We start from the raw sequence: 26,165 nt of genomic DNA, 5'->3' as shown, positions 1-26,165 counted from the left end.
GGTCACCGCACCTCCCGCAGCCCCCCGAACACCAGCCGCGCCACCGCGTCGACGATCTCCCGCTCGCCCGCGCCCCGCCCGTCGGGCCGGTACCACTCGACGATCGAGTTGATCATCCCGAAGACCAGCCGGGTCGCCAGCCGCCCGTCCACGTCGTCGCGCACGTCCCCCTCGGCCGCCGCCGCCTTCAGCAGTTCGGCCACCCGGTGGTCGAAGTCACGGCGCCGTTCCAGCGCCCACCGCTCGGTGGCGGTGTTGCCGCGCACCCGCAGCAGCAGCGTCACGTAGGGCAGCTCGGCTATGAGCACCTCGACCATGCGCCGTACGACGTGCTCCAGCCGCCCGGCGGCGGGCCCCACGCGCGCGTGCTCCTCGTCGAGGATGCCGAAGAGGCCGTCCAGGGCCCGGCTGACCGCACGGCGCAGCAGTTCCTCCTTGCCGGAGACGTGGTGGTAGATCGACGACTTGGAGATGCCGGCCGCCTTGGACAGGTGCTCCATGGAGGTGCCGTCGTAACCGCGGTCGTTGAAGACCCGCACCGCGACGGAGAGCAGGCTCTCCGGGGTGTACGTGTCGCGCTTGGCGGTGGTCATGAGGGTCGGTCCTCCCGCTGGTCGCAGGCGTGGGCGTGCAGGTGGAGCGCCAGGGACGGCGCGCAGCGGCCGGAGGGGTCGCGCAGGTGCAGGGCGCTGAGCAGGCCGTGCGCCCAGCGCGGGCCGAGCGAGCGCTCCCACTCGAAGGGCCCGGCGGGGTAGTTGACGCCCAGCCGCATGGCCGTGTCGACGTCCTCCGCGGTGGCCACGCCCTTCGCGACCGCCTCGTGGGCGAGGTCGATGATCCGCGCCACGGTACGCGCGACGATCATGCCGGGGACGTCCCCGATGACGCTGACCTCCTTGCCGAGGGCCTGGAAAAGGCCGGTGGCCTCCCGGAGGGTGCCGGGCCGGGTGCCCGGGCCGGCGGAGAGGGCGACCCGGGTGGCCCGGCGGTAGTCGAGGGCGAGGTCGAAGCGGACGGCGTCGCCGGACTCCGCGCAGGTCCGCCCGTCGGCGAGGTACAGGTCACCGCCGCCGGGCAGGACGAACCGCGGGTCGCCCGGCTCCCCGCCCTCCCGCACCTCGAAGCCCGCCTCGCGGACCATCGCGACCAGCTCGGCGGCGGGTCCCAGGTCGCCGTGCACGACGACGTACGGGGGCCGCCCGGCCGGTTCCGCGGTGTGCGGCGCGGGGCGCCCGGCGCCGTCCCGGTAGTCGTACCAGCCCTGTCCGCTCTTGCGGCCCAGGCGGCCGGACTCGACCAGGCGGCGCTGGGCGAGCGACGGGGCGAAGCGCGCGTCCTGGAAGAAGGACCGCCACACGGAGTGCGTGACGGACTCGTTGACGTCCTGCCCGATCAGGTCGGTCAGTTCGAAGGCGCCCATCCTGAAGCCGCCGGACTCGCGCAGCACGGCGTCGATGGTGGCCGGGTCGGCGCCCCGCGCCTCGTACACGGCGAACGCCTCGGCGTAGAAGGGCCGGGCGACGCGGTTGACGAGGAAGCCCGGGGTGTCGGCGCAGGCGACCGGCGTCTTGCCCCAGGCGCGGGCGGTGTCGTACGCGCGCGTGGCGGACGACGCGTCGGTGGCGGCCCCGGAGACCACCTCCACCAGCGGCAGCAGCGGCGCCGGGTTGAAGAAGTGCAGGCCGACGAGACGGCCCGGCACCCGCAGGGCGCCGCCGATGGCGGTGACGGACAGGGAGGAGGTGTTGGTGGCGAGCAGACAGTCGTCGCCGACGACGTCCTCCAGGGCGCGCAGCAGCTCCCGCTTGACCTCCAGCCGCTCCACCACCGCCTCCGCCACCAGCGCGCAGCCGGCCAGCCCGGCCGGCTCCTCGACGGCTTCCAGCCGGTCGCGGGCCGCGTCCCGCCCGTCCGCCGGGAGCCGCCCTTTCTCCACCAGCCGGTCGAGCCGGGCACCGATCGCGCCGGCCGCCTCCCGGGCCCGCCCGGGAACGGTGTCGTACAGCCGTACGGGATGGCCCGCCACCAGTGCGACCTGGGCGATGCCCTGGCCCATGGTGCCGGCGCCGACGACGGCCACGGGGCTGTTGAGGTCGAGTGCTGTCATGGGCGCGATCCTCCCGCACGCGGTTTTCCACAGATGCGGCGGACCCCCTTGTCCCGACCGATCGTTCGGTTACTCTAGCTCTGTCCGACTGTCGCCGCCCAGGTCCCGCCCAGGTCCTGGCCAGGCCCCGCCCGGGTCCTGCCCAGACCTTGCCCAGGTCCCGCCCGGGTTCCGGGCAGGTCCCGTCCAGGCCGCGGACTCGACGAGGAGCCCGCAGAACGAGGAGTTGGTCCCGCATGCCCGCCGAACTCGACGCTCAGACCCTGGTCGCCAGGCACCGGCCCACCCTCGACCAGGCCCTGGAAGCGATCCGCACGCGCGCGTACTGGTCCCCGCACCCCGAGCACCCCAAGGCGTACGGGGAGAACGGCAGCCTGGACCCGGCGGCGGGCAAGGCCGCCTTCGACGCCCTGCTCGGCACCCGCCTCGACCTCGGCCAGCCCGGCACCGACGACTGGGTGGGCGGCGAGGTCTCCCCGTACGGCATCGAGCTGGGCGTCACCTACCCGCACGCCGACCCCGACGTGCTGCTGCCCGCCATGCGGGCCGGGCAGGCCGCCTGGCGGGACGCGGGCGCCGAGCAGCGCGCCCTGGTCTGCCTGGAGATCCTCAAGCGGATCAGCGACCGGTCGCACGAGTTCGCGCACGCGGTGATGCACACCTCCGGCCAGGCGTACCTGATGGCGTTCCAGGCGGGCGGCCCGCACGCGCAGGACCGCGGCCTGGAGGCGGTGGCGTACGCCTACGCGGAGCAGAGCCGCGTCCCCGCCGCCGCGGAGTGGACCAAGCCCCAGGGCAAGCGCGGCCCGCTGACGCTCACCAAGAGCTTCACGCCGGTCCCGCGCGGCATCGGCCTGGTCGTCGGCTGCAACACCTTCCCGACGTGGAACGGCTATCCGGGTCTGTTCGCCTCCCTGGCCACCGGCAACGCGGTCCTGGTCAAGCCGCACCCGCGCGCGGTGCTGCCGCTCGCCCTGACCGTGGCCGTCGCCCGCGAGGTGCTCGCCGGGGCCGGCTTCGACGCGAACCTGGTGGCACTGGCCGCCGAGGCCCCCGGCGAGGGCCTGGCCAAGACCCTCGCCACCCGCCCCGAGATCCGGATCATCGACTACACCGGTTCCACCGCCTTCGGCGACTGGCTGGAGACCCACGCCCGCCAGGCCCAGGTCTTCACCGAGAAGGCCGGCGTCAACACGGTGGTCGTCGAGTCCACCGACGACTACCGGGGCATGCTCGCCAACCTCGCCTTCTCCCTCTGCCTCTACAGCGGGCAGATGTGCACCACCCCGCAGAACCTGCTGATCCCCCGCGACGGCATCCGCACCGACCAGGGCCCCAAGTCCTACGACGAGGTGACCGCCGACCTCGCCGGTGCCGTCGAGAGCCTCCTCGGCGACGACGCGCGGGCGAACGCGCTGCTCGGCGCGATCGTCAACCCGGACGTCAAGGCCCGCCTGGAGGCCGCCGCCGGACTCGGTGAAGTCGCCCTCGCCTCCCGCGCGGTGCCCCACCCCGACTTCCCCGACGCGGTCGTCCGCACCCCGGTGATCGTCAAGCTGGACGGCGCGCGGAAACACTGGGAGGAGACGGACGGCGAGGCCGCCTACCTGAGCGAGTGCTTCGGCCCCGTCTCCTTCGCCGTCGCCGTCGACTCCACGGCCGACGCGGTGGCACTGCTGCGCCGCGCCGTCCGGGAGAAGGGCGCGATGACGGTCGGCGCGTACACCACCGACCCCGAGGTCGAACGGGCCGTCGAGGAGGTCTGCCTGGAGGAGGCCGCTCAGCTCTCCCTCAACCTGACCGGCGGGGTGTACGTCAACCAGACGGCGGCCTTCTCCGACTTCCACGGCTCGGGCGGCAACCCGGCGGCCAACGCGGCCCTCACGGACGGCGCGTTCGTCGCGAACCGCTTCCGGGTCATCGAGGTGCGCCGGCCCTCCTAGCTAGGACATCCGCCCGGCGCTCCAGTGGTACAGCGTCATGGCCACGCTGGTCGCGAGGTTGTAGCTGGAGACCTGGGGGCGCATCGGCAGCGCGACCAGGTGATCGGCCCGCGCGCGCAACTCCGGGGAAAGTCCGCTGCGTTCGGACCCAAAGGCGAGCAGCGCGTCGTCGGGGAGGCTCAGCCCCCGGATGTCCTCGCCCTCCGGGTCCAGGGCGAACACCGGGCCCGGCGGCAGGTCGGGCACGGCCAGCGCCTCCACGGCGGTCGCGAAGTGCAGCCCCGCCCCACCGCGCACCACGGTGGGGTGCCAGGGGTCGAGGGTGCCCGTGGTGACCACGCCGGTCGCGCCGAACCCGGCGGCCAGCCGGATCACCGCCCCCGCGTTGCCGAGGTTGCGGGGGTTGTCGAGGACCACGACGGGCGCGGTGCGCGGGGTGTGCGCCAGCCGCCGCAGGGCCGCCTCCCGCGCGGGTCGTACCGCCAGGGCGGCCACGGCGGTGGGGTGCGGACGCGGCACGAGGGAGGCGTACGCCGCCGGCGTGACCTCGGCGAGCAGGCCGGCCAGCCGCTCCCTTACGTCCGGGGCCAGTTCGTCGGCGAGCGCGAGCGCCGCGTCCCGGTCGGCGGTGACCGCCACCGGCACGTCCGCTCCGAAGCGCAGCGCGTGCTTGAGGGCGTGGAAGCCGTCGAGCAGGACAGCACCGTCGGCGAGACGGCGCCAGGAACGCACAGCGGCGACCGGGTCGGTCCGGGCGGCCGGATCGGCCGGATCGGCCGGATCGGCCGGATCGGCCGGATCGGCCGGATCGGTCAAGTCAGCTCGATCGGCCTGGCCGATCGAATCAGTCGGGCCGGTCGGATCGGTCGGGTCGGTCGGGTCGGGCATGCGCCGAAGCCTACGTGCCCACCCGCGTCGGTCCGGTGCCCTCCGGGGCACGCTGGGCCGGCACCACCGCGGTCCCGCCCTGGTGCCGGCCCAGCCACCCGAACCGCCCCCGCCCCTGCCCCCGCGCCCGCACCCGTGCCCGCTCGCGCACCCGTTCCCGCACCCGCGCCGCCGCCCCGCCCAGCCGCCGCAGGAACGCCGTCGGCAGGAACACCGCGTCGGTCACGATCATCGCCAGGGAGAAGAACGGCAGCCCGAGCACCACGGCGATCACCGCGTGCTCAGCCATCATGGCGGCCAGCAGGACGTTCTTGACCCGCCGGTTGAACAGCGTGAACGGGAACGCGACCTGCACCGCGACCGTCCCGTAGGTGATGAGCATCACCAGGGTGCCGCTGGCCGCCAGCGGCCCGGCGAGCTGCGGCCAGGGCGAGAAGTACTCCAGCTGCAGGGGGTAGTAGACGGCGGTGCCGTCCTGCCAGCGCGAGCCCTGCACCTTGTACCAGCCGGCGGTCGCGTAGATCAGGCACGCCTCCGCCATGATCACCAGGAGCGCGCCGTTGTGCACGACGTCGGCGACCACGTCGAGCAGGATGCGCGGCTCGCCGCCGGTCGCCCACCTCCCCACGGCCCACCACAGCGCCTGGCCCAGCCACACTCCCCACAGCAGCGCCGGCACCGGCCACTCGGCACCGGGACCGCCGAACCGGCCCGCCAGGGTCGCCACGGCCAGCACCAGCCCGAGCCCGCCCCACAGCGCCACCCCGGTCCGGTCCGCGCCCCGCTCGCCACGCGCCCGCGCCTCCACCGCCCGCCGCGCCCGCCGCGCGTCCAGCGACCACACCTGCCCGCAGCGCGTGAAGACGAGGTAGACGCTCATCAGGTGCAGCACGTTGTCACCGCCGTCACCGACGAAGACGCTGCGGTTCTGCAGCGAGAGCACCCCGACCATGAACAGCACCGACACGGTCCGGGTGCGCCACCCCAGCAGCAGCAGGACGCTCACCAGCACCGACAACGCGTAGACCGCCTCGAACCAGAGCCGGCCGTCGGACCACATCAGCACCGTGAACGCGCCGTTGTCCGCGGTCAGTTGCCGGGCCAGGTCCCAGCTCCACGGACCGTTTGGCCCGTACAGCTCGTGGCGGTGCGGGATCTCCCGCAGCAGGAACAGCAGCCAGGTGGCGCCGAACCCGATGCGGATCACCGCCGTCTGGTACGGACCGAGGGCCGCCCCGGTGACCCGGGCGATGCCCCGGGAGACCGACAGGGCGACGCGGTTCACTCCACGCCCCCGTCCGCCTCGCGGCCGGACACCGGCCACCAGGGCAGCTCACGCCGCTCGATCCGGTCGGAGACCTGCTCGCCGCTCCAGTCCGGCGGCGGCACCGCGCGGGTCAGGGCGCGGTACTGGACCGTGTCCAGGACCTCGCCGGGCCGGGCCGCGCCCGCCCGGTCCAGGCGCAGCACGGCGATGCGCCGCAGATACGTCTCGGACAGCGCCCCGCGCAGTCCCACCGGCCGGTCGTCGGAGTCATGGGTGGTGACGTAGAGGTCCCAGGCGCGGCGCAGCTCGTTCTGCTGGGTGTGGCTGGGCAGCGGGTTGCCGTCGATGGCCCGGCCGTCCGCCGCGGACAGGTCGTACCAGCCGGTGGTGCGGACCTCGCCGTCCGCCCTGCTCAGCCCGGCGCGGACCTGGACGGAGATGTTCTGCTGGAGCGGGTTGGGCGCGAACAGCTTCCAGTTCTGCTCGAACTCCGGGTAGATCCACTCATCGACCGCCTCGCCGTGCCGCTTGGTGACCGTGTTGGACGGGGCCACGTGCAGGAACGTCATGCCGAGGTGGACCGAGACCACGGCGGCGACGACCGCCAGGGCGAGGGCCGCGCCGACCTGGTAGCGCGGCGAGAGCGCGGCGACCCCGGCACGGGCCGCGTCGGCACGGGATACGTCGGTACGAGCCACGTCGGTACGAGCCACGTCGGTACGGGCGACGCCGCCACCGGCCGGCCCGTGCCCGGCGTCAGCCCCCGCGTCGTACGCGTCCATCGCGTCCATCCCGCCCCGCTCCCGCACACCGGTGTCCGTGACCGCGCGCCCCTGGGCGGGACACGCACGCGAACGGTACTCAGCGGGACGCGCACCCCGCAGCCCTACGGCCACGGAGCCGGCCCGGACCCCATCCTGGGACCCACCCGGCACGGCCCCGGAAACCGCCCCCGACCACCCCGGAAGCAGCCCGCACGCCCCCGGAAGCCACTCTCGACCACCCCGGAAGCAGCCCCGGCGCCGGCGGCGGGCGTCCTCAGATCACGTGTCCCGGCTCACCCGAGTCCGTCACCACCGGACGGCCCGACGCGGCCCACACCTGCATGCCGCCGTCGACGTTCACCGCGTCGACGCCCTGCTGCGCCAGATACATGGTGACCTGCGCCGAACGCCCGCCGGACCGGCAGATCACATGGACCCGGCCGCCCTCCGGCGCCGCCTCGGCCAGCTCCCCGTACCGGGCGACGAACTCGCTGATCGGGATGTGCAGCGCCCCTTTGGCGTGACCCGCCCGCCACTCGTCGTCCTCGCGGACGTCCAGCAGGAAGTCGTCGTCCTTCAGGTCCGCGACCTCGACCGTGGGCACACCAGCTCCGAAACTCATGCTCCGACGCTACCGGAATCCGCGTCCGGACCGGCCTGTCCCAGCAGCGCGGCCAGCTCCGCCTCCCGCTCGGCCACCTGCGCCGTCAGCTGCCCGGCGATCTCCTCCAGCAGCCTGTCGGGATCGTCCGGGGCCAGCCGCAGCATCCCGCCGATCGCGCTCTGCTCCAGCTCGTTCGCGACCCGGGTGAGCATCTCCTTGCGCTCGGCCAGCCACTCCAGCCGGGCGTACAGCTCCTCGGCGGGGCTCGGTCCCCGTTCCTGCCGCGGTCCGGCGTCCCACTCCTCGGCCAGCCGCCGCAGCTCAGCCGCGTCACCGCGGGCGTAGGCGGCGTTGACCCGGGTGATGAACTCCTCGCGCCGCGCCCGCTCGCCCTCCTCCTGCGCCAGGTCGGGATGGGCCCGGCGGGCCAGCTCGCGGTACAGCTTGCGGGCCTCCTCGCTGGGCCGCACCCGCTGCGGGGGCCGCACCTCCTGCCCGGTGAGCATCGCCGTGGCCTCCGGGAACAGCCCGTCGCCGTCCATCCAGCCGTGCAGCAGCTCCTCGACCCCCGGCAGCGGCATCAGCCGGGCCCGCGCCTCGTCCGCCAGGCGCAGGTCCTCCGGGTCACCGCTGCGGGCGGCCTTCGCCTCCAGGATCCGCGCCTCCAGCTCGTCGAGGCGGGCGTAGACGGGACCGAGCCGCTGGTGGTGCAGCCGGGAGAAGTTGTCGACCTCCACCCGGAAGGTCTCCACCGCGATCTCGTACTCGATGAGCGCCTGCTCGGCCGCCCGTACGGCCTTCTCCAGCCGTTCCTCGGGCCGCGCGGCACCGCTTTGCTCAGCTTCCGGGGTCGTCACACGCCCACCCTAGGCCCTGCCTCCGGCCGGCCGCGGCCCGCACCCTCACACCCCCGGCTCGACGACGACCCGCCCCACCCGCAGCACCCTCACACCCCCGGCTCGACGGCGACCCGCCCCACCCGCAGCACCCTCACACCCCCGGCTCGGCGGCGACCCGCCCCGCCCGCAGCACCCTCACACCCCCGGCTCGGCGGCGACCCGCCCCGCCCGCACCGCCGCCACCAGCTGTGCGTGGTCCGCCTCGGTGCGGTCGGCGTAGGCGACGGCGAACGCGGCCACCGCCTCGTCCAGCTCCTCGTTCTTGCCGCAGTACCCGGCCACCCGGCGCGGGTCGGCGCTGTGCGCGTGGGCGCGGGCCAGCAGCGCACCGGTCATCCGCGCGTAGTCGTCGATCTGGTCGGCGGCGAGCGCGGCCGGGTCCACGCTGCCCTTGCGGTTGCGGAACTGCCGTACCTGGAACGGCCGTCCGTCCACCGTCGTCCAGCCCAGCAGGATGTCGCTGACGACCTGCATCCGCTTCTGCCCGAGCACCACCCGGCGTCCTTCGTGTCCCGCCGCGGGGACCTCGTAGCCGGCCGTCGCCAGATGCGGCACCAGCGCGGAGGGCCGCGCCTCCTTCACCTGGAGCACCAGCGGCTCGCCCCGGTGGTCCAGGAGCAGCACCACGTACGACCGGGTCCCGACGCTGCCCGTGCCGACCACCCGGAACGCCACGTCGTGCACCGCGTACCGGGCGAGCAGCGGGAGCCGGTCCTCCGGCAGCGTCGTCAGGTACTCCTCCAGCGCCGCCGCGACCACCGCCGCCTCCGCGTCCGGCACCCGCCGCAGCACCGGCGGGGCGTCCACGAACCGCCGCCCGCCGTCCCGCGTCACCTCGGTCGACCGGGCCGCGAACCGCCCGCTGGTGTTGCTCCGCGCCTTCTGCGCGACCCGCTCCAGCGTGCCCAGCAGATCGTGGGCGTCGGTGTGGGAGACCAGCGCCTCGTCGGCGATGGCGTTCCAGGCGTCCAGTACCGGCAGCCGGGCCAGCAGCCGCATCGTGCGCCGGTACGCGCCCGCCGCGTCGTGGGCGGCCTCGCGGCAGGTGTCCTCGTCGGCCCCGGCCGCCCGGCCCGCCAGCACCAGCGACGCCGCCAGCCGCTTGAGGTCCCACTCCCAGGGACCGCGGACCGTCTCGTCGAAGTCGTTCAGGTCGATGACCAGTCCGCCCCGGGCGTCGCCGTACAGGCCGAAGTTGGCCGCGTGCGCGTCCCCGCAGATCTGCGCCGTGATCCGGGTCATCGGCGTCCGTGCCAGGTCGTAGGCCATCAGACCGGCCGTGCCGCGCAGGAAGGCGAAGGGGGTGGCCGCCATGCGTCCCACCCGTATCGGGGCCAGCTCCGGTATGCGGCCCCGGCCGGACTCCTCGACCGCGCGCACCGCGTCGGGCCGCCCGGCGTCCAGGTCGAGCGTCGCGTGCGCGGACCGCGGCACCAGCCGCCGCAGCGCCTTGCCCTCGGCCTTCGCGTCACCGCCCCAGGCCCCGGTCCCGGCTCCGCCCCCGCCCGCAGGCCGCCGCGCGAACCCCGGCACGGCCGGTATCCGTTCCCCGTCCGTCCCGACCGGCCCCCGCGCCCCGTCCCCCGCGGCGGCCCCCTGCGGACCGCCCCCGGCCGCCGCTTCCGCACCCGCCCCGGCCGACAGCCCGGTCATCCGGTCCCTCCCGATCGCCCGTACGTCATGACCCGTACGCCCTGCTCCGACGTGCCTCCGCACACCGCTCGCGCGCCTCTCGCACACCGCCCACACACCGCTCACGCGCCGCCCGCACACCACTCGCCCACCACTCACGCGCCGCCCGCGCATCGACCACGCACCGCCGACCACGCACCGCCGACGACGCGCCTCGAAGCTACCCCCCGCCCCGCCCGCACAGCCCCCCGGCGGTGAGACCTTCCTCACAGCCGCGCGACAATGCGCGCACCGCACAACGCGGAAGCCCCGTAGGTCTGAGACCTACGGGGCTTCCGTCTGGTGCGCGAGGGGGGAGTTGAACCCCCACGCCCTTGCGGGCACTGGAACCTGAATCCAGCGCGTCTGCCTATTCCGCCACCCGCGCATTGGGTGTGTCCTCCGGCTCCGATCCGCTTCTCGCGGCCCGGCGCCTTCCGACATGCAGAACATTAGCACGCTGGCGGGGGTGGGTTCACATCCCTTCCCCCGCCCTCCCGGCGGTACCCCCGGACACGTCCCGGTGGCCGGTCGTTCACGTATCAACCTCGTACCGGTCCGGCACGTCCTCCCGTGCGCGGGCCGGGTCCACAGCCCGGTGCGGGACACTGGTCGTCGAGCGGCTCTACGATCCTGGGCAGGAGTACGCGCGACAGCGCGTCCCGCGGCGTTCGAAGAGGAGCTCCAGCGGGAACTCCGAGAGGCGTCGACACCCTTCGACCGGCCCGACAGGGGGAACCAGCCGATCGACCCGCGCGTGGATACGATCAGTAAGCAGTACCAAGTACGCGGTACGCAGGGCAGCAGTACGCAAGGCAGCAGTACGCAGGGCAGTGAACAGGACGGCAGCGACGGAGGAGGTGCCCCATGGGAGTCCTGAAGAAGTTCGAGCAGCGTCTCGAAGGTCTGGTCAACGGCACCTTCGCGAAGGTCTTCAAGTCCGAGGTACAGCCCGTGGAGATCGCGGGCGCGCTGCAGCGCGAGTGCGACAACAACGCGACCATCTGGAACCGCGACCGCACCGTCGTGCCCAACGACTTCATCGTGGAGCTGAGCACGCCCGACTTCGAGCGCCTCAGCCCCTACTCCGGCCAACTCGGCGACGAACTGGCCGGAATGGTGCGCGACTACGCCAAGCAGCAGCGCTACACCTTCATGGGACCGATCAAGGTCAACCTGGAGAAGGCGGACGACCTCGACACCGGCCTGTACCGGGTCCGCAGCCGCACCCTGGCCTCCTCCAGCTCGCAGTCCCCGGCCGCGGCCACCGCGCCGCCCGCACCACCGGCCGGCCGCCCCGGCGGCTACGGCTACCCGCCCGCCGCGGCCCCCTCCCCGGCCCCGCCGATGCCGCCCGCGCCGCCCGGCGCCCGCGGCGCGGGCGGCGCCTACGGGTATCCGCAGCCCGCGAGCGCCCCGCGGTCACCGGCCGCGCCGGTCCCCGCGGCCGCACCCGGCGGACGCACCCGCCACTGGATCGAGATCAACGGTGCCCGCCACCAGATCTCCCGCGCGACGCTCGTGCTGGGCCGCAGCACCGAGGCCGACGTGCGGATCGACGACCCCGGCGTGAGCCGGCGGCACTGCGAGATCCGGACCGGAACGCCCTCGACGATCCAGGATCTCGGCTCCACCAACGGCATCGTGGTGGACGGGCAGCACACCACCCGCGCTACGCTCCGCGACGGCTCGCGGATCGTCGTGGGCAGTACCACCGTTATCTACAGGCAAGCCGAAGGGTGATCCGGGGGCAATGTCAGAGCTGACCCTCACGGTCATGCGGCTGGGTTTTCTCGCCGTACTGTGGCTGTTCGTGATCGTGGCCGTGCAGGTCATCCGCAGCGACCTGTTCGGTACGCGCGTCACCCAGCGCGGCCAGCGCCGGGACACCGGGCGGGACCGGCAGCAGGCCGCACGACAGGCGCCCGCGCCGCAGCGCCAGCAGCCGAGCGGCGGCCGGGGCCGCCGCAACGCTCCCACCAAACTGGTGGTGACCGAGGGCACCCTCACGGGCACCACCGTGGCCCTCCAGGGCCAGACCATCACGCTCGGCCGGGCACACGACTCGACGATCGTGCTGGACGACGACTACGCCTCCAGCCGCCATGCCAGGATCTACCCGGACCGCGACGGCCAGTGGATCGTCGAGGACCTCGGCTCCACCAACGGCACCTACCTGGACAGGTCCCGGCTGACGACGCCCACGCCCATCGCACCGGGCCAGCCGATCCGCATCGGCAAGACCGTCATCGAGCTGCGGAAGTAGTGCTACACCAATGAATGAGCGCGAGCGGAGCGAGCACGCGGCGGCGGCCGGCACCCCGGGCCCCGGCGCGCTCCCGACCGGAGGGTGGGCAGTGTGGCTCGACACGACCGGCTGTACCCGGAGCAGCCGACGGGCGAGGTGCGCATGAGTCTGTCACTGCGCTTCGCCGCCGGATCGCACAAGGGCATGATCCGGGAGGGCAACGAGGACTCCGGTTACGCCGGTCCGCGCCTGCTCGCCATCGCCGACGGCATGGGCGGCCAGGCCGCCGGCGAGGTCGCCTCCTCCGAGGTGATCTCGACCATCGTCGCCCTCGACGACGACGTGCCCGGCTCCGACATCCTCACCTCCCTCGGCACCGCGGTGCAGCGCGCCAACGACCAGCTGCGGCAGATGGTCGAGGAGGACCCCAGCCTCGAAGGCATGGGCACCACCCTCACCGCCCTGCTGTGGACGGGCCAGCGGCTCGGCATGGTGCACGTCGGCGACTCCCGCGCCTACCTGCTGCGCGACGGCGTACTGACCCAGATCACCCAGGACCACACCTGGGTGCAGCGCCTCGTCGACGAGGGCCGCATCACCGAGGAGGAGGCCGGGACGCACCCCCAGCGCTCCCTCCTCATGCGCGCGCTGGGCAGCGGCGACCACGTCGAACCCGACCTGTCCATCCGCGAGGTGCGGGCCGGCGACCGCTACCTGATCTGCTCCGACGGACTCTCCGGCGTCGTCTCCCACCAGACGCTGGAGGAGACCCTCGCCAGCTACCAGGGCCCCCAGGAGACCGTCCAGGAGCTGATCCAGCTCGCGCTGCGCGGCGGCGGCCCCGACAACATCACCGTGATCATCGCCGACGTCCTCGACCTGGACACCGGGGACACCCTCTCCGGGCAGCTCTCCGACACCCCGGTCGTGGTCGGCGCCGTCGCCGAGAACCAGGCGCAGTTCGGCGACAACGGCATCATGCAGACCCCGGCGGGGCGGGCCTCCGGGCTCGGCCGCCGGGGAGCCGGGGGCGGCGGCGAGTTCGGCCCGCCCGGCAGCGGCGACACCACCGGCTACATCCCCGCCGACGGACTCGACTACGGCGACGAGGACTTCACCAAGCCGCGCAAGAACCGCCGCTGGCTGAAGAGATCCTTCTACTCCGTCCTGACCCTCGCCGTCATCGGCGGCGGGCTCTACGGCGGCTACCGCTGGACCCAGACCCAGTACTACGTCGGTGCCAAGGACGACCACGTCGCCCTCTACCGGGGCATCAGCCAGGACCTGGCCTGGGTGTCGCTGTCGAAGGTGGAGAAGGACCACCCCGAGATCGAACTCAAGTACCTGCCGCCGTACCAGCTGAAGTCGGTCGAGGAGACCATCGCCGAGGGCGACCTCAGCGACGCCCGGCGGAAGATCGAGGAACTGGCCGTACAGGCCTCCGCCTGCCAGAAGCAGGCCGAACGGCGCACCACGCAGAACGAGAGCAACGCGAAGACGGGCGAGGGCGAGGCCGGGGGCACCGGAACCGACCCTGTCTCCTTCACGTCCAAGGCGAGCCCGACGCCCACCGCGTCGGCCACGTCCGGGACCACCGAGACGCCCGATCCGTCCCCGTCCACGACCGCACCCACCCCCGATGCCGGCCCCACCCTCTCGGAGGAAGAGCAGAAGGTCGTCTCGCGGTGCGGTGAGCAGTAGGCAAGCCGTGAGAGGCCCTGTCACACGATGAGCAGTACTTCCAACTCGCCGACGCACCACACGTCCACGATCGGCGCCATCGGAGCGCCGAGCCGGCGCAACACCGAGCTGGCGCTGCTGGTCTTCGCCGTCGTCATCCCGGTCTTCGCCTACGCCAACGTGGGCCTCGCCATCAACGACGCGGTCCCCGCCGGGCTGCTGAGCTACGGCCTGGGCCTCGGCCTGCTGGCCGCCGTGGGCCACCTGGTGGTGCGCAAGTTCGCCCCGTACGCGGACCCCCTGCTGCTGCCCCTGGCCACGCTCCTCAACGGCCTCGGGCTCGTCGCGATCTGGCGCCTGGACCAGTCCGACCTGCTGCAGTCCATCGAGCAGGCCGGTACCGCCGCGCCCCGGCAGCTGATGTACACCGCGATGGGCATCGCCCTCTTCCTCGCGGTCCTGATCTTCCTCAAGGACCACCGCGTCCTGCAGCGCTACACCTACATCTCCATGGTCGGCGCGCTGATCCTGCTGCTGCTGCCGCTGGTCCCGGGCCTCGGCCAGAACATCTACGGCGCCAAGATCTGGATCAAGGTCGGCAGCTTCTCCATCCAGCCCGGTGAGTTCGCCAAGATCGTCCTCGCGATCTTCTTCGCCGGCTACCTGATGGTGAAGCGCGACGCCCTGGCCCTGGCCAGCCGCCGCTTCATGGGCCTCTACCTGCCCCGCGGGCGCGACCTCGGCCCGATCCTGGTGGTCTGGATCGTCTCGATCCTCATCCTGGTCTTCGAGACCGACCTCGGTACGTCGCTGCTGTTCTTCGGCATGTTCGTGATCATGCTGTACGTCGCCACCGAGCGGACCAGCTGGATCGTCTTCGGTCTGCTGATGTCCGCCGTCGGCGCCGTCGGCGTGGCCAGCTTCGAGCCCCACATCCAGCAGCGCGTCGACGCCTGGCTCGACCCGATGCGCGAGTACACGCTCTCCCAGCAGGGCGTCGTCGGCCACTCCGAGCAGGCCATGCAGGCCCTGTGGGCGTTCGGCTCCGGCGGCACCCTGGGCACCGGCTGGGGCCAGGGCCACTCCGACCTCATCCGGTTCGCCGCCAACTCCGACTTCATCCTCGCCACCTTCGGCGAGGAACTGGGCCTGGCCGGCCTGATGGCCCTGCTCCTGCTGTACGCGCTGATCGTGGAGCGCGGCGTGCGCACCGCCCTCGCCGCCCGCGACCCCTTCGGCAAGCTGCTGGCCATCGGCCTCTCCGGCGCCTTCGCGCTCCAGGTCTTCATCGTCGCCGGCGGCGTCATGGGCCTCATCCCGCTGACCGGTATGACGATGCCGTTCCTGGCGTACGGCGGCTCCTCCGTCATCGCCAACTGGGCCCTGATCGGCGTCCTGCTGCGCATCAGCGACACCGCGCGCCGTCCGGCCCCCGCCCCCGCCAACCCCGACGCCGAGATGACCCAGGTGGTCCGACCGTGAACAAGCCCCTGCGCCGCATCGCGCTCTTCTGCGGCCTCCTGGTCCTCACCCTCCTGCTCCGCGACAACTGGCTCCAGTACGTCAAGGCCGACGAGCTCAAGACCGACGACAAGAACCGCCGCGTCCTCATCGAGCGGTACGCCTCCCCGCGCGGCGACATCATCGTCGAGGGCAAGGCCATCACCGGACACGCCACCACCGAGGGCGACTTCGAGTACAAGCGCACCTACAAGAACGGCGCCATGTGGGCGCCGGTCACCGGCTTCGTCTCCCAGGCGTACGGCGCCACCCAGCTCGAAGCGATCAACGACGGCATCCTCACCGGCAACGACGACCGCCTCTTCTTCCGCAACACCCTGGACATGCTCACGGGGAAGAAGAAGGAGGGCGGCAACGTCGTCACCACCCTCAACGCCGCCGCGCAGAAGGCCGCGTACAACGGTCTGAAGGCGCAGGGCGGCAAGGGCGCGGTCGTCGCCATCGAGCCGTCCACCGGCAAGATCCTGGCGCTGGCCTCCTACCCGTCGTACGACCCCTCGACCTTCGCCGGCGGCAGCGACGCCGACGCCAAGGCGTGGAAGTCGCTGCTGAAGGAGAACAACGAGGACGACCCGACGCTGAACCGGGCCCTGCGCGAGGTCTACCCGCCCGGCTCCACCTTCAAGGTCCTCACCGCCGCGGCGGCCCTGGAGAACGGCCTCTACGAGAGCGCCGACGAGAAGACCGACTCGCCGCTGCCCTGGACCATGCCGGGGACCACGACGACGCTGCCCAACGAGGGCGACCTGCCCTGTGAGAACGCCTCGCTGCGTGAGGCGCTGCGGGTCTCCTGCAACACGGTCTTCGGCAAGATCGGCTCCGACCTCGGCAACGACAAGATGCTGGAGATGGCCAAGAAGTTCGGCTTCACCGAGGAGCAGTTCGTCCCGGTCCGCTCCAGCGCCTCGGTCTTCTCCGACGACATGGAGCCCTCGCAGGTCGCGCTCTCCTCCATCGGCCAGTTCAACACCGCCGCGACCCCGCTGCAGATGGCCATGGTCACCTCGGCGATCGCCAACAACGGCACGCTGATGCAGCCGTACATGGTCGACGAGCTGCAGGCCCCCAACCTGGACACCCTCGAGAAGACCGAGCCGGAGGAGCTGAGCAAGCCGCTGTCCGCGGACAACGCCCAGATCCTCCAGTCGATCATGGAGACGGTCGTCGAGGACGGCACGGGAACCAACGCGCAGATCGACGGCGTCACCGTCGGTGGCAAGACCGGTACCGCCCAGCACGGTGTCGACAACAGCGAGAACCCGTACGCGTGGTTCATCTCCTACGCCAAGCAGAGCGACGGCAGCTCGCCGGTGGCCGTCGCCGTGGTGGTCGAGGACGAGAACGCCAACCGGGACGACATCTCCGGCGGCGGCCTCGCGGCGCCGATCGCGAAGAACGTCATGAAGGCCGTCGTCGACAGCAAGAAGTGACCACAGGCTGAACGGGACGTGAATCATGTCACGTCCCCTTCGCATCGACGCACGTTGCGATACCGGTCGTGTATCGGCTACCGGGCTTGGCCAGGCCGCACGGAGCGGGCCGGGTACCGTAGGCCGGACGGCAGCCTCCGACCGTACAAGCAGGCCGGTCGGGACCGACGGAGAGGGCTGGTAGGTAGCTATGGAAGAGCCGCGTCGCCTAGGCGGCCGGTACGAGCTGGGCCCGGTGCTCGGCCGTGGTGGCATGGCGGAGGTTTACCACGCGCATGACACCCGGCTCGGGCGCCAGGTGGCGGTGAAGACGCTCCGCGCGGACATGGCGCGCGACCCGTCCTTCCAGGCCCGGTTCCGCCGGGAGGCCCAGTCGGCCGCCTCGCTCAACCATCCCGCGATCGTGGCGGTCTACGACACGGGCGAGGACTACATCGACGGGGTCTCCATCCCGTACATCGTCATGGAGTACGTCGACGGCTCCACCCTGCGCGAACTGCTCCACAGCGGCCGCAAGCTGCTGCCCGAGCGGACGCTGGAGATGACCATCGGCATCCTCCAGGCGCTGGAGTACTCGCACCGCGCCGGCATCGTCCACCGCGACATCAAGCCGGCCAACGTCATGCTGACCCGCAACGGCCAGGTCAAGGTCATGGACTTCGGCATCGCCCGGGCCATGGGCGACGCGGGCATGACCATGACGCAGACCGCCGCCGTCATCGGCACCGCCCAGTACCTCTCCCCGGAACAGGCCAAGGGCGAGCAGGTCGACGCCCGCTCCGACCTGTACTCCACCGGCTGCCTCCTGTACGAGCTGCTGACCGTCCGCCCGCCCTTCGTCGGTGACTCGCCCGTGGCCGTCGCCTACCAGCACGTACGGGAGGAGCCGCAGCCGCCCAGCGTCTTCGACCCCGAGATCACGCCCGAGATGGACGCGATCGTGCTGAAGGCGCTGACCAAGGACCCGGACTACCGGTACCAGTCGGCCGACGAGATGCGCATGGACATCGAGGCCTGCCTCGACGGCCAGCCCGTCGCCGCCACCGCCGCGATGGGCGCCGTCGGCTACGGCGGCTACCCCGACGACCAGCCGACCACGGCCCTGCGCTCCGACTCCGGCGCCGCCGCCACCTCGATGCTGCCGCCGATGAACCCGGACGACGGCGGCTACGGCTACGACGAGCGCCCCGACCGGCGCCGCCCGTCCAAGCGCAAGTCCAACACCTCCACGATCGTGCTGGCCGTCGCGGGCGTCCTGGTGCTGGTCGGCGCGATCCTGATCGGCCGGCAGCTGTTCGGCGGGGGCGGCGGCGACGACGGCACGATCAGCGCGCCGAACTTCGTCGGCCAGACCAAGGCGGAGGCCGAGCAGCAGGCCGTCAACGCGGACCTGAAGGTCGCCTTCACCGAGGACTCCTGCGAGGAGGAGCCCAAGGGCAAGATCTGCACGCAGGACCCGAAGGCCGGCGCCGAGGTCGACAAGGACGCGACCATCAACCTGGTGGTCTCCACCGGCGCCCCCAAGGTCGAGGTGCCCGACGTCGAGGGACAGAGCTACGACGACGCGGAGGCCGAGCTGAAGGAGGCGGGCTTCGAGGTCGAGCAGAAGACCCAGGAGTCCACCGCGACGCCGGACACGGTCCTCTCCCAGGACCCCGCGGGCGGCACCTCGAAGCAGAAGGGCTCCACCGTCACCCTGACCGTGGCCAAGGAGACGGCCCAGGTGACCGTGCCCGACGTCACGGGCAAGACGCCGGCCGAGGCCAAGAACGTCCTGGAGGCCAAGGGCCTGGTCCTCGGCACCCAGACCACCGAGGAGTCCACCGCCCAGGAGGAGGGCAAGATCTTCGAGCAGGGGCTCGCCCCGGGCACCGACGTGGACCGCGGCAGCACGGTCGACGTGAAGATCGCCAAGGCCCCGGCCGAGGAGACGTCGTTCGCGATGCCGAAGGTGACCGGCATGACGGTCGCCGAGGCCAAGGACGTCCTGTCGGGGGCCGGCCTCGAACTGTCGGGCATCGCGGGCTCGCAGGAGGACGACGCCACCGTCGTCGCGAGCAACCCGACCGAGAACACTCAGGTCAAGAAGGGCGACAAGGTCAGCCTGGTCGCCACTGCGGCGACCGACGACGACAACGGCAACAACGGCAACGGCAACGGCAACGGTGACAGCAGCAACTGGTGGGACAGCTTCGGCGGCTGACGCCCGCCGCCCGCCACCACGGCGAGAGCCCCGGTCCGCGTTCCGCGGACCGGGGCTCTCGCCGTCTTCGCCGCTCAGCGCAGTTCCTCGGGCACCGTCCGCTCGTCGTCCACCTTCTCGGTGCGCACCAGCTCGCCCCACACGATGTACCGGTAGCGGCTCGTGTAGACCGGCGTGCACGTGGTCAGCGTGATGTAGTGCCCGGCCTTCTTCTTGCCGGACCCCTGCGGGACCTTCCCGAGGACCTCGACGTTGTACTTCGAGGTCTCGGGCAGGATGCCGTAGACCTTGTAGACGTACCAGGTGTCCTTCGTCTCGAAGACGATCGGGTCACCCTTCTCGATCTTGTCGATGTTGTGGAACTTGGCGCCGTGCCCGTCCCGGTGGGCGGCGAGCGAGAAGTTGCCCTTCTTGCCGGTCGTGGGCAGCTCCGCCTTGACCGGGTCGGTGTAGTAGCCGGCGACGCCGTCGTTCAGGACCTTCATCGAGGTGCCCTTCTCGACCAGGATCTCGCCCTTGCCCATCGCCGGGACGTGCAGGAAGCCGATGCCGGCCTTGGTGTCGAACTCCGCCGGGCCGCCCGTGCCCTCCCCGCCCCGTGCCCAGTCGTCCCGGACCTCGTCGCCCTGCCGGTCCGCCTCGCGGTCCGCCATGACGTTCGTCCACCACAGGGAGTAGACGACGAACAGGCCCATCACCAGGCCCGCCGTGATGAGGAGTTCACCGAAGACACCGACGGCCGGCGCGATCCGGCCGCGACCGCGCGGACGGGGCGACGCCGGCTCCGCGGAACCGGGCGTGCCGGCCTGCTCTTCGGGGTCGTGCTCGGTATCGGTGGTCGCTGCCACTGGTCATCTGCCCTTAATCGACGAGTGCGTCCGGCTTGCCCTTGCTGCGCGGCCGTTCCTCGACCATCTTGCCCCACACGATCATCCGGTACTTGCTGGTGAACTCCGGCGTGCACGTGGTGAGCGTGATGTAGCGGCCGGGCCCCGTGAACCCCGACTGCTGCGGGACCGGGTCCAGCACGCTGGTGTTGCTCGGCGACGTCACCGGCAGGATCGACGCCATCTTGTAGACGTAGTAGTCGTCCTGCGTCTCCACGACGATCGGATCGCCCGGCTGGAGCTTGTTGATGTACCGGAACGGCTCGCCGTGGGTGTTGCGGTGGCCGGCGAGCCCGAAGTTGCCGGTCCGGTCGCCCGGCATCGCCGTCTTCAGCGCGCCCTCGGCGTAGTGCCCCACCATGCCCCGGTCGAGCACCTTCTCCTTGCTGGTGCCCTCGGCGATCGGCACCACGACGTCCAGCTTGGGGATGTGCAGCAGCGCGAAGCCCTGTCCCGGCTCGAAGGTCCCCGGGGCGCGCTCGCCGTCGGCCCAGCCGTCCTGGAGGCTGCTCGCCTCCCTGTCGGCCTGCGCCTGCGCCCGCACGTTCGTCCACCACAGCTGGTAGGTGACGAACAGCAGCATCAGCACGCCGGTGGTGATGAACAGTTCGCCGATCACCCGGCTCGCGACCGTCGCCGGGCTCGGCTTGCGCGCCCGGGCCAGCCGCCGCGCCTCCACCCGCGTGAGGGGCGCTCTCGGACCCTCGTCGCCCCCCTGCGGCTCCACGGGGCCCGCGGACGCCCTGGCGGCGCCCGAAGCCCCCGAGGCCCTGCGCGAGGCCCCACGGCCGCCCTGACGCCGTCTGGCGGCCTTCCTGCGGGCCGCACGGCCGCCCGGAGCGGGCGCGGAGGGGGTACCGCCCGGGGCCGGCGCGGAGGGGGCCCGCTCGGCGTTCGTCCGCGCCGCCGGGTCCACCACCCGCAGCGCCACCGTCTCGTCGCCGTACCGGCCGCCGCCCCCGGGCGCCCCCGGGTCCCCGTACGGCTCCTGCCCGTACGGGGTCCCCGCGGGGCCGGCGTCACCGTGCGCCGGGGCGTCCGCGAACGATCCCCCGGGCACCTCGGCGCCGGACTCCCGCTCGGGGCGCAGCGCGGTCACGCCGTGGCCCTGCCCACCACCGGGGCGAGCCCCGCGGACCTCGCCACCGCGCCTTCGTCGCCGCACTCCGCCAGCCAGTTGGCCAGCATCAGGTGTCCGTGCTCGGTCAGCACCGACTCGGGATGGAACTGCACGCCCTCGACGGGCAGTTCCCGGTGCCGCAGCCCCATCACGATCCCGTCGGGCGTGCGGGCGGTCACCTCCAGCTCGGCCGGCACCGTCACCGGCTCGGCGGCCAGCGAGTGGTAGCGCGTCGCCGTGAAGGGCGAGGGCAGGCCCGCGAAGACGCCCCTGCCCCCGTGCTCGACCGGCGAGGTCTTGCCGTGCAGCAGCTCCGGCGCCCGGTCCACCACGCCGCCGTAGGCCACCTGCATCGACTGCATGCCGAGGCAGACCCCGAAGACCGGCACCCCGGTCGCCGCGCAGTGCCGGACCATGTCCACGCAGACGCCGGCCTGCTCGGGGGCGCCCGGCCCCGGCGACAGCAGCACCCCGTCGAAGCCGTCCTGGGCGTGCGCCGTGGACACCTCGTCGTTGCGCAGCACCTCGCACTCGGCGCCCAGCTGGTACAGGTACTGGACCAGGTTGAAGACGAAGCTGTCGTAGTTGTCGACGACGAGAATCCGCGCACTCACTGGTTGTCCACCGTCACATCGTTGAAGGGAAGCAGCGGCTCGGCCCACGGGAAGACGTACTGGAACAGGACGTAGACCACGGCCACGACGAGCACCAGGGAGAGCAACGCCTTCACCCACACGTTTCCCGGCAGATGCCGCCAGATCCAGCCGTACATGCCGTCCCTTCCGTCGCACCACGGCACCAGAATCACGCCGTACACCACCAGACTAGGGCCTGCCGTTCGGCTCAGGCCGCAGGAAAGCCACGGCGGCTGGCGGATGCCGGTGCGCGGGGGGCGGTCACTCCACGGGCTCGGCGTAGTGCAGGTCCACCGCGCCCGAGTAGCCGGGCAGCGTCACCGCGCCGTCCTCCTCGACCTTCCAGCCGAGTCCGTAGACGTTGACGTACACCATGTAGTTCTGGATCGCCGGGGACGCCGACAGCGCCTCCTTCAGCTTCTCCGGGTCGCCGACCGCCGTGACCTTGTACGGCGGTGAGTAGACGCGGCCCTGGAGGATCAGCGTGTTGCCCACGCAGCGCACGGCGCTGGTGGATATCAGCCGCTGGTCCATGACCTTGATGCCCCGGGCGCCGCCCTGCCACAGCGCGTTCACCACGGCCTGCAGGTCCTGCTGGTGGATCACCAGGTAGTCGGGCTCCGGCTCGGGGTAACCGGGCAGCTTGGCGGTGGCGTCCGGCGGGGCGTCGTCCAGGGTGACCGTGAGCGCCTCGCCCTTCAGCTCCTGCGTGCCGGCGCTCCGCTCCAGCGCGGCGAGCTTGTCGTCCTCCGCCCCGGTGCTGCCGTCGTCGCGCTCGGCGAGGGCCTCGATGTCGTCGCGCAGGGCGGCGTTGGACTCGTCCAGCGCCCCGTTGTCCCGGCTGCGCTCCTGGATGAGGTCGGAGAGCCTCAGCAGGGAGTCGTCGGTGCGGATGTCGGTGCCCTTGGCCGTGTCGAAGCTGGTGAAGAAGATCAGCCCGGCGAGCGCGAAGACGGCCGCGGTCAGCGCCCGTACCGGCCGGAAACGGTGCCGGCGGGCAGGACCGGGACCGGCCTGGGAGGAGTCGGCAGGATTGCTCAACGTACCCTTATCTCCTTCGGCGCCGCGGAAGCACTACGCTAACGGACGCCCGGACCCAGTTCCCTGCGCGGCCACGCAGCGCATCGACAGGAGAGACCCTCGTGCCGAAGTCACGTATCCGCAAGAAGGCCGATTTCACGCCGCCGCCGGCGAAGCAGTCGACGAGCATCAAGCTGAACAGCCGTGCCTGGGTCGCCCCCGTCATGCTGGCCATGTTCCTCATCGGCCTCGCCTGGATCGTGGTGTTCTACGTGACCGACGGCTCGCTGCCGGTGGAGAGCCTGGGCAACTGGAACATCGTGGTGGGCTTCGGCTTCATCGCCGCCGGGTTCGGCGTCTCCACGCAGTGGAAGTGACGCCCGCGTCCCGCTGAGCGCGGTGCCGCCCGCGACTGTCCACCGAGTTATCCACAGGGGCTGTCCACACGCTGGGGAAAAGAAACGACAATCTGTGGATAACTTGCTGGACGTTGACGCCGGTACGACAGTCACACTAGTAACCGAAAGCGCGTTCGCCCCCGGCTGACCTGCGGTAACGCGGGCCGGTGACAGGGGGCGTACACGTTCCCACGCCCTGTGCACAAGATCCGGCACCGATGTGGACAACCAGCGCTCAGGTGAGCTGTCCCGTTCTGATCAGGACCAGGGCGAGCGCGATCACCAGCACCAGCGCACAGGTCCCGTACTGGACGAGCGAGCGCCGCTGCCGCGGGGCGTGGACCATGGCGTACCCGATCACCACACCGGCGACGAGGCCGCCGACGTGGGCCTGCCAGGCGATGTTGAAGCCCGGGCTGAAGGTGAAGATCAGGTTGATCGCCAGCAGGGCGATGACCGGCCGCATGTCGTACCGCAGCCTGCGCATCAGCACCGCGGTGGCGCCGAAGAGGCCGAAGACGGCACCGGAGGCGCCGAGCGAGGGCTGGTTGGGCGCGGCGATCAGATAGGTGAGGGCGCTGCCCGCCAGTCCGGACAGGACGTAGAGCGCGAGGTAGCGGGCCCGGCCGAGGGCCGCTTCCAGGGGACCGCCGATCCACCACAGGCTCAGCATGTTGAAGATGACGTGGAGGTAACTGCCGTGCAGGAACACCGCGGTGAGCAGGCGGTACCACTGGCCCTCGGCGATGCCCTCGACGGAGCCGAGCAGCGGTACGTAGGCCTGGCCGATGAGTTCGAACCGCTCGGTGAAGCGGTCGCCGACGGTGAGCTGGACCAGGAAGAACGCGAGGTTGAGACCGACCAGGATCTTGGTGGTCAGCTTGGGGTCCGCGGTGACGGTGCCGCCCGCGAGGGTGCGGGGCCGGCTCGCGGCGGGGGCGTGGCCGGTGCCGGAGCCGCCGCGGACGCAGTCGGGGCACTGGAAACCGACGGAGGCGTCGATCATGCACTCGGGGCAGACCGGGCGCTCGCAGCGGGTGCAGCGGACGCCGGTGGCGCGGTCCGGGTGGCGGTAGCAGGTCGGCGGTGACCCGGCCGCCTCCTGTGGAGTGCCTCCCGCTGCCTGGTCCATGAGGTGTCCCCTCCGTCGTCGTGTGAATGCGCCCGCCCCGCCCATCCCTACGGATGAGCGGGGCGTCAGGTTCCCGTGGCGGCCGGTCGCGCCGGCGCCGGCGGGGGTGGCTCAGCCCTCGCGGGTCTCCACGACGACCGTCTCGATGACGACGTCCTGCACCGGGCGGTCGGTGCGCGGGTTGGTCTGCGTGGTGGCGATGGAGTCCACGACCTTCTGGCTGGCCTCGTCGGCGACCTCACCGAAGATGGTGTGCTTGCGGTTCAGCCACGTCGTCGGGGCGACGGTGATGAAGAACTGCGAGCCGTTGGTGCCCGGACCGGCGTTCGCCATGGCCAGCAGGTAGGGCTTGTCGAAGGCGAGGTCCGGGTGGAACTCGTCCTCGAACTGGTAACCGGGACCGCCGGTGCCGTTGCCCAGCGGGTCGCCGCCCTGGAGCATGAACCCACTGATCACCCGGTGGAAGACCGTCCCGTCGTAGAGCCTGTCCGTGGACTTCTGGCCGGTGGCCGGGTGAGTCCACTCGCGCTCGCCCTTGGCGAGCTCGACGAAGTTCTTGACCGTCTTGGGGGCGTGGTTCGGCAGGAGCCGGACGTTGATGTCGCCGTGGTTGGTCTTCAGGGTGGCGTAAAGCTGCTCAGCCACGATCTGCCTTCCGTTGTCTTCCTTGTGACTCCCCGATCCTCGCACGGCCGGCCGCGCGCGTCGCCCAGCGACCGGTCGTTGTCCCTCTTCAGCGCGTGTCGCTTGCGGAAATCCGGCCGAGTACTCCCGTGCTGGGGGCGGTGCGCGGCGATCCGTGGCATTGTCGACGGCAAGCTCCCGTTGCCCCGTATTCACCCGCTATCGCGGTGGATCACCCGTGGAGCGTCTTCCGGTGCCGCTCGTCATGACCCGGATGCCCGCTCTCACATGCCCGTCGGTGTGCCGACAGGCATGATCCGTAAAAGGGTGGAAAGTCGAATTACCGTACGCCACCGAGGAGGAGGAACCCGTGACCCGCATCGACAGCGTGCGCGCCGCGACCGGTTCGGCGAAGGACAGCGTGCTGCACGCCGCGGAAGTGGTGGCGCCCTACGCCGACACGGCCAAGGACAGGGCTGCGCACTACGCACACGAGGCGCGCGTACGGCTGGCGCCCAAGGTGTCTCTGGCCGCCGATCAGGCGCGGCTGCAGTACGGCGCGCATGTCGCGCCACGGCTGGAGCAGGCCCTCTCGCATGTGCCGCCCAAGGTGGACCTGGCCGCCCATGAGGCCGCCCTGCGTGCCCGTATCGCCGCCCGGCAGGCGGCCGAGTACTCCCGGCCCAAGATCGAGCAGGTGGTGGCGGCGGCCGCTCCCGTCCGGGACGAGGCGGCGCTGCGCGGTGCCGCCGCGCTGGCGGCGCTGCGCGGTCAGGTCTCGGCCGAGGAGATCCGGAAGCTGGCCCGCAAGCACGAGCGGCGGGCGAAGGCCGGCCGGGCCGTCCGGGTGCTGGCGGTCCTGGGTCTCGTGGCCGGCGGCGCCTTCGCCGCGTGGAAGTGGTGGGACAAGCAGGCCAACCCGGACTGGCTGGTCGAGCCGCCGGAGGCGACGGAGGTCCCGGAGCCTGGCCGGCTGACGTCGGTGGACGGCAGCGGGGCGTCGCTCGACCCCGAGGTGGAGGCCAAGCAGGCCGAGGACGAGGCCACCGAGGGCGACGACCAGCGCTGACGGCCGGCGCTGGGGCGAACACACCGCCGCGGGGCGGGAGAGCCGGACTCTCCCG

The 26,165-nt window shown here is 72.1% G+C and carries 24 protein-coding genes and 1 tRNA gene; 9 read left to right on the top strand and 16 right to left on the bottom strand.

Going from position 1 to position 26,165, the window contains the following annotated elements:
* Nucleotides 1-2: 2 nt before the first annotated feature.
* On the bottom strand, nt 3-593 hold the full coding sequence (locus ACY1JF_RS10030) for a TetR/AcrR family transcriptional regulator (protein WP_462704653.1): 591 nt from the start codon (nt 591-593) through the stop codon (nt 3-5).
* Complete coding sequence (locus ACY1JF_RS10025) at nt 590-2,107, bottom strand: 3-hydroxyacyl-CoA dehydrogenase (protein WP_462704652.1); 1,518 nt, start codon at nt 2,105-2,107, stop codon at nt 590-592. Before ACY1JF_RS10025 ends, ACY1JF_RS10030 begins: the two co-directional genes overlap by 4 nt.
* A gap of 236 nt (nt 2,108-2,343) precedes the next feature.
* Here ACY1JF_RS10025 and paaN point away from each other — a divergent pair, with 236 nt between their 5' ends.
* Nucleotides 2,344-4,050, top strand: coding sequence for a phenylacetic acid degradation protein PaaN (gene paaN, locus ACY1JF_RS10020; protein WP_462704651.1), 1,707 nt, complete (start codon nt 2,344-2,346; stop codon nt 4,048-4,050).
* Here the strand turns inward: paaN and ACY1JF_RS10015 are convergent, their stop codons facing one another.
* From ACY1JF_RS10015 to ACY1JF_RS09985, 7 genes are all read right to left on the bottom strand, one after another.
* The gene (locus ACY1JF_RS10015) at nt 4,051-4,866 is read right to left on the bottom strand and encodes a TrmH family RNA methyltransferase (protein ID WP_462704696.1); all 816 of its coding nucleotides are present in this window, start codon (nt 4,864-4,866) and stop codon (nt 4,051-4,053) included.
* An 82-nt stretch (nt 4,867-4,948) separates the two neighbouring features.
* Nucleotides 4,949-6,223 carry an HTTM domain-containing protein gene (locus tag ACY1JF_RS10010; RefSeq protein WP_462704650.1) on the bottom strand — a complete coding sequence of 425 codons (1,275 nt, stop codon included), beginning with the start codon at nt 6,221-6,223 and terminating at the stop codon, nt 4,949-4,951.
* On the bottom strand, nt 6,220-6,987 hold the full coding sequence (locus ACY1JF_RS10005; RefSeq protein ID WP_462704695.1) for a DUF5819 family protein: 768 nt from the start codon (nt 6,985-6,987) through the stop codon (nt 6,220-6,222). The genes ACY1JF_RS10010 and ACY1JF_RS10005 overlap by 4 nt, the downstream gene beginning before the upstream one ends.
* A gap of 256 nt (nt 6,988-7,243) precedes the next feature.
* Nucleotides 7,244-7,573, bottom strand: a complete 330-nt coding sequence (locus tag ACY1JF_RS10000) for a rhodanese-like domain-containing protein (RefSeq protein WP_462704694.1) — start codon at nt 7,571-7,573, stop codon at nt 7,244-7,246.
* A 14-nt stretch (nt 7,574-7,587) separates the two neighbouring features.
* The gene (locus tag ACY1JF_RS09995; protein WP_462704649.1) at nt 7,588-8,430 is read right to left on the bottom strand and encodes a hypothetical protein; all 843 of its coding nucleotides are present in this window, start codon (nt 8,428-8,430) and stop codon (nt 7,588-7,590) included.
* 177 nt (nt 8,431-8,607) lie between these two features.
* On the bottom strand, nt 8,608-10,125 hold the full coding sequence (locus ACY1JF_RS09990) for a DUF2252 domain-containing protein (RefSeq protein ID WP_462704648.1): 1,518 nt from the start codon (nt 10,123-10,125) through the stop codon (nt 8,608-8,610).
* A gap of 319 nt (nt 10,126-10,444) precedes the next feature.
* A tRNA-Leu gene (locus tag ACY1JF_RS09985) sits at nt 10,445-10,531 on the bottom strand.
* Between the two features lie 479 nt (nt 10,532-11,010).
* Between ACY1JF_RS09985 and ACY1JF_RS09980 the strand changes: the two genes are divergently transcribed.
* From ACY1JF_RS09980 to pknB, 6 genes are all read left to right on the top strand, one after another.
* Nucleotides 11,011-11,886 (top strand): FhaA domain-containing protein, encoded by an 876-nt coding sequence (locus ACY1JF_RS09980; protein ID WP_462704647.1) that lies wholly within the window; start codon nt 11,011-11,013, stop codon nt 11,884-11,886.
* A 10-nt stretch (nt 11,887-11,896) separates the two neighbouring features.
* Nucleotides 11,897-12,409 carry an FHA domain-containing protein FhaB/FipA gene (locus ACY1JF_RS09975; protein WP_462704646.1) on the top strand — a complete coding sequence of 171 codons (513 nt, stop codon included), beginning with the start codon at nt 11,897-11,899 and terminating at the stop codon, nt 12,407-12,409.
* Between the two features lie 144 nt (nt 12,410-12,553).
* A complete protein-coding gene (locus ACY1JF_RS09970; RefSeq protein ID WP_462704693.1) occupies nt 12,554-14,092 on the top strand; it encodes a Stp1/IreP family PP2C-type Ser/Thr phosphatase in 1,539 nt (512 codons plus the stop codon).
* Between the two features lie 27 nt (nt 14,093-14,119).
* Entirely contained in the window at nt 14,120-15,553 is a 1,434-nt protein-coding gene (locus tag ACY1JF_RS09965) for an FtsW/RodA/SpoVE family cell cycle protein (RefSeq protein ID WP_462704645.1), read from the top strand.
* Nucleotides 15,550-17,022, top strand: a complete 1,473-nt coding sequence (locus ACY1JF_RS09960) for a peptidoglycan D,D-transpeptidase FtsI family protein (RefSeq protein WP_462704644.1) — start codon at nt 15,550-15,552, stop codon at nt 17,020-17,022. The genes ACY1JF_RS09965 and ACY1JF_RS09960 overlap by 4 nt, the downstream gene beginning before the upstream one ends.
* 190 nt (nt 17,023-17,212) lie before the next feature.
* Nucleotides 17,213-19,225: a Stk1 family PASTA domain-containing Ser/Thr kinase gene (pknB, locus tag ACY1JF_RS09955; protein WP_462704643.1), complete on the top strand. Its 2,013-nt coding sequence runs from the start codon at nt 17,213-17,215 to the stop codon at nt 19,223-19,225.
* 74 nt (nt 19,226-19,299) lie between these two features.
* Here the strand turns inward: pknB and ACY1JF_RS09950 are convergent, their stop codons facing one another.
* From ACY1JF_RS09950 to ACY1JF_RS09930, 5 genes are all read right to left on the bottom strand, one after another.
* Nucleotides 19,300-20,073, bottom strand: a complete 774-nt coding sequence (locus ACY1JF_RS09950) for a class E sortase (protein ID WP_462704642.1) — start codon at nt 20,071-20,073, stop codon at nt 19,300-19,302.
* 13 nt (nt 20,074-20,086) lie between these two features.
* The gene (locus ACY1JF_RS09945) at nt 20,087-21,211 is read right to left on the bottom strand and encodes a class E sortase (RefSeq protein WP_462704641.1); all 1,125 of its coding nucleotides are present in this window, start codon (nt 21,209-21,211) and stop codon (nt 20,087-20,089) included.
* Nucleotides 21,208-21,846, bottom strand: coding sequence for an aminodeoxychorismate/anthranilate synthase component II (locus ACY1JF_RS09940; protein WP_462704640.1), 639 nt, complete (start codon nt 21,844-21,846; stop codon nt 21,208-21,210). The genes ACY1JF_RS09945 and ACY1JF_RS09940 overlap by 4 nt, the downstream gene beginning before the upstream one ends.
* Entirely contained in the window at nt 21,843-22,040 is a 198-nt protein-coding gene (locus tag ACY1JF_RS09935) for a hypothetical protein (protein ID WP_462704639.1), read from the bottom strand. Before ACY1JF_RS09935 ends, ACY1JF_RS09940 begins: the two co-directional genes overlap by 4 nt.
* Nucleotides 22,041-22,128: 88 nt before the next feature.
* A complete protein-coding gene (locus ACY1JF_RS09930) occupies nt 22,129-22,908 on the bottom strand; it encodes a DUF881 domain-containing protein (protein WP_462704638.1) in 780 nt (259 codons plus the stop codon).
* Between the two features lie 101 nt (nt 22,909-23,009).
* On the opposite strand from ACY1JF_RS09930, the gene crgA reads away from it, so the two are divergent.
* Entirely contained in the window at nt 23,010-23,264 is a 255-nt protein-coding gene (gene crgA / locus ACY1JF_RS09925) for a cell division protein CrgA (protein ID WP_215170380.1), read from the top strand.
* A 256-nt stretch (nt 23,265-23,520) separates the two neighbouring features.
* On the opposite strand, the gene ACY1JF_RS09920 is transcribed toward crgA, so the two are convergent.
* The gene (locus tag ACY1JF_RS09920) at nt 23,521-24,417 is read right to left on the bottom strand and encodes a rhomboid family intramembrane serine protease (RefSeq protein ID WP_462704636.1); all 897 of its coding nucleotides are present in this window, start codon (nt 24,415-24,417) and stop codon (nt 23,521-23,523) included.
* A gap of 111 nt (nt 24,418-24,528) precedes the next feature.
* A complete protein-coding gene (locus ACY1JF_RS09915) occupies nt 24,529-25,062 on the bottom strand; it encodes a peptidylprolyl isomerase (protein WP_462704635.1) in 534 nt (177 codons plus the stop codon).
* Between the two features lie 349 nt (nt 25,063-25,411).
* On the opposite strand from ACY1JF_RS09915, the gene ACY1JF_RS09910 reads away from it, so the two are divergent.
* Nucleotides 25,412-26,110 carry a DUF5324 family protein gene (locus ACY1JF_RS09910; protein ID WP_462704634.1) on the top strand — a complete coding sequence of 233 codons (699 nt, stop codon included), beginning with the start codon at nt 25,412-25,414 and terminating at the stop codon, nt 26,108-26,110.
* Nucleotides 26,111-26,165: the final 55 nt, after the last annotated feature.

This window comes from Streptomyces sp. SYSU D01066-1 (assembly GCF_054956795.1).
The sequence above is the reverse complement of the archived record's forward strand: the minus strand, read 5'-3'. Positions and strand labels throughout refer to the sequence as shown.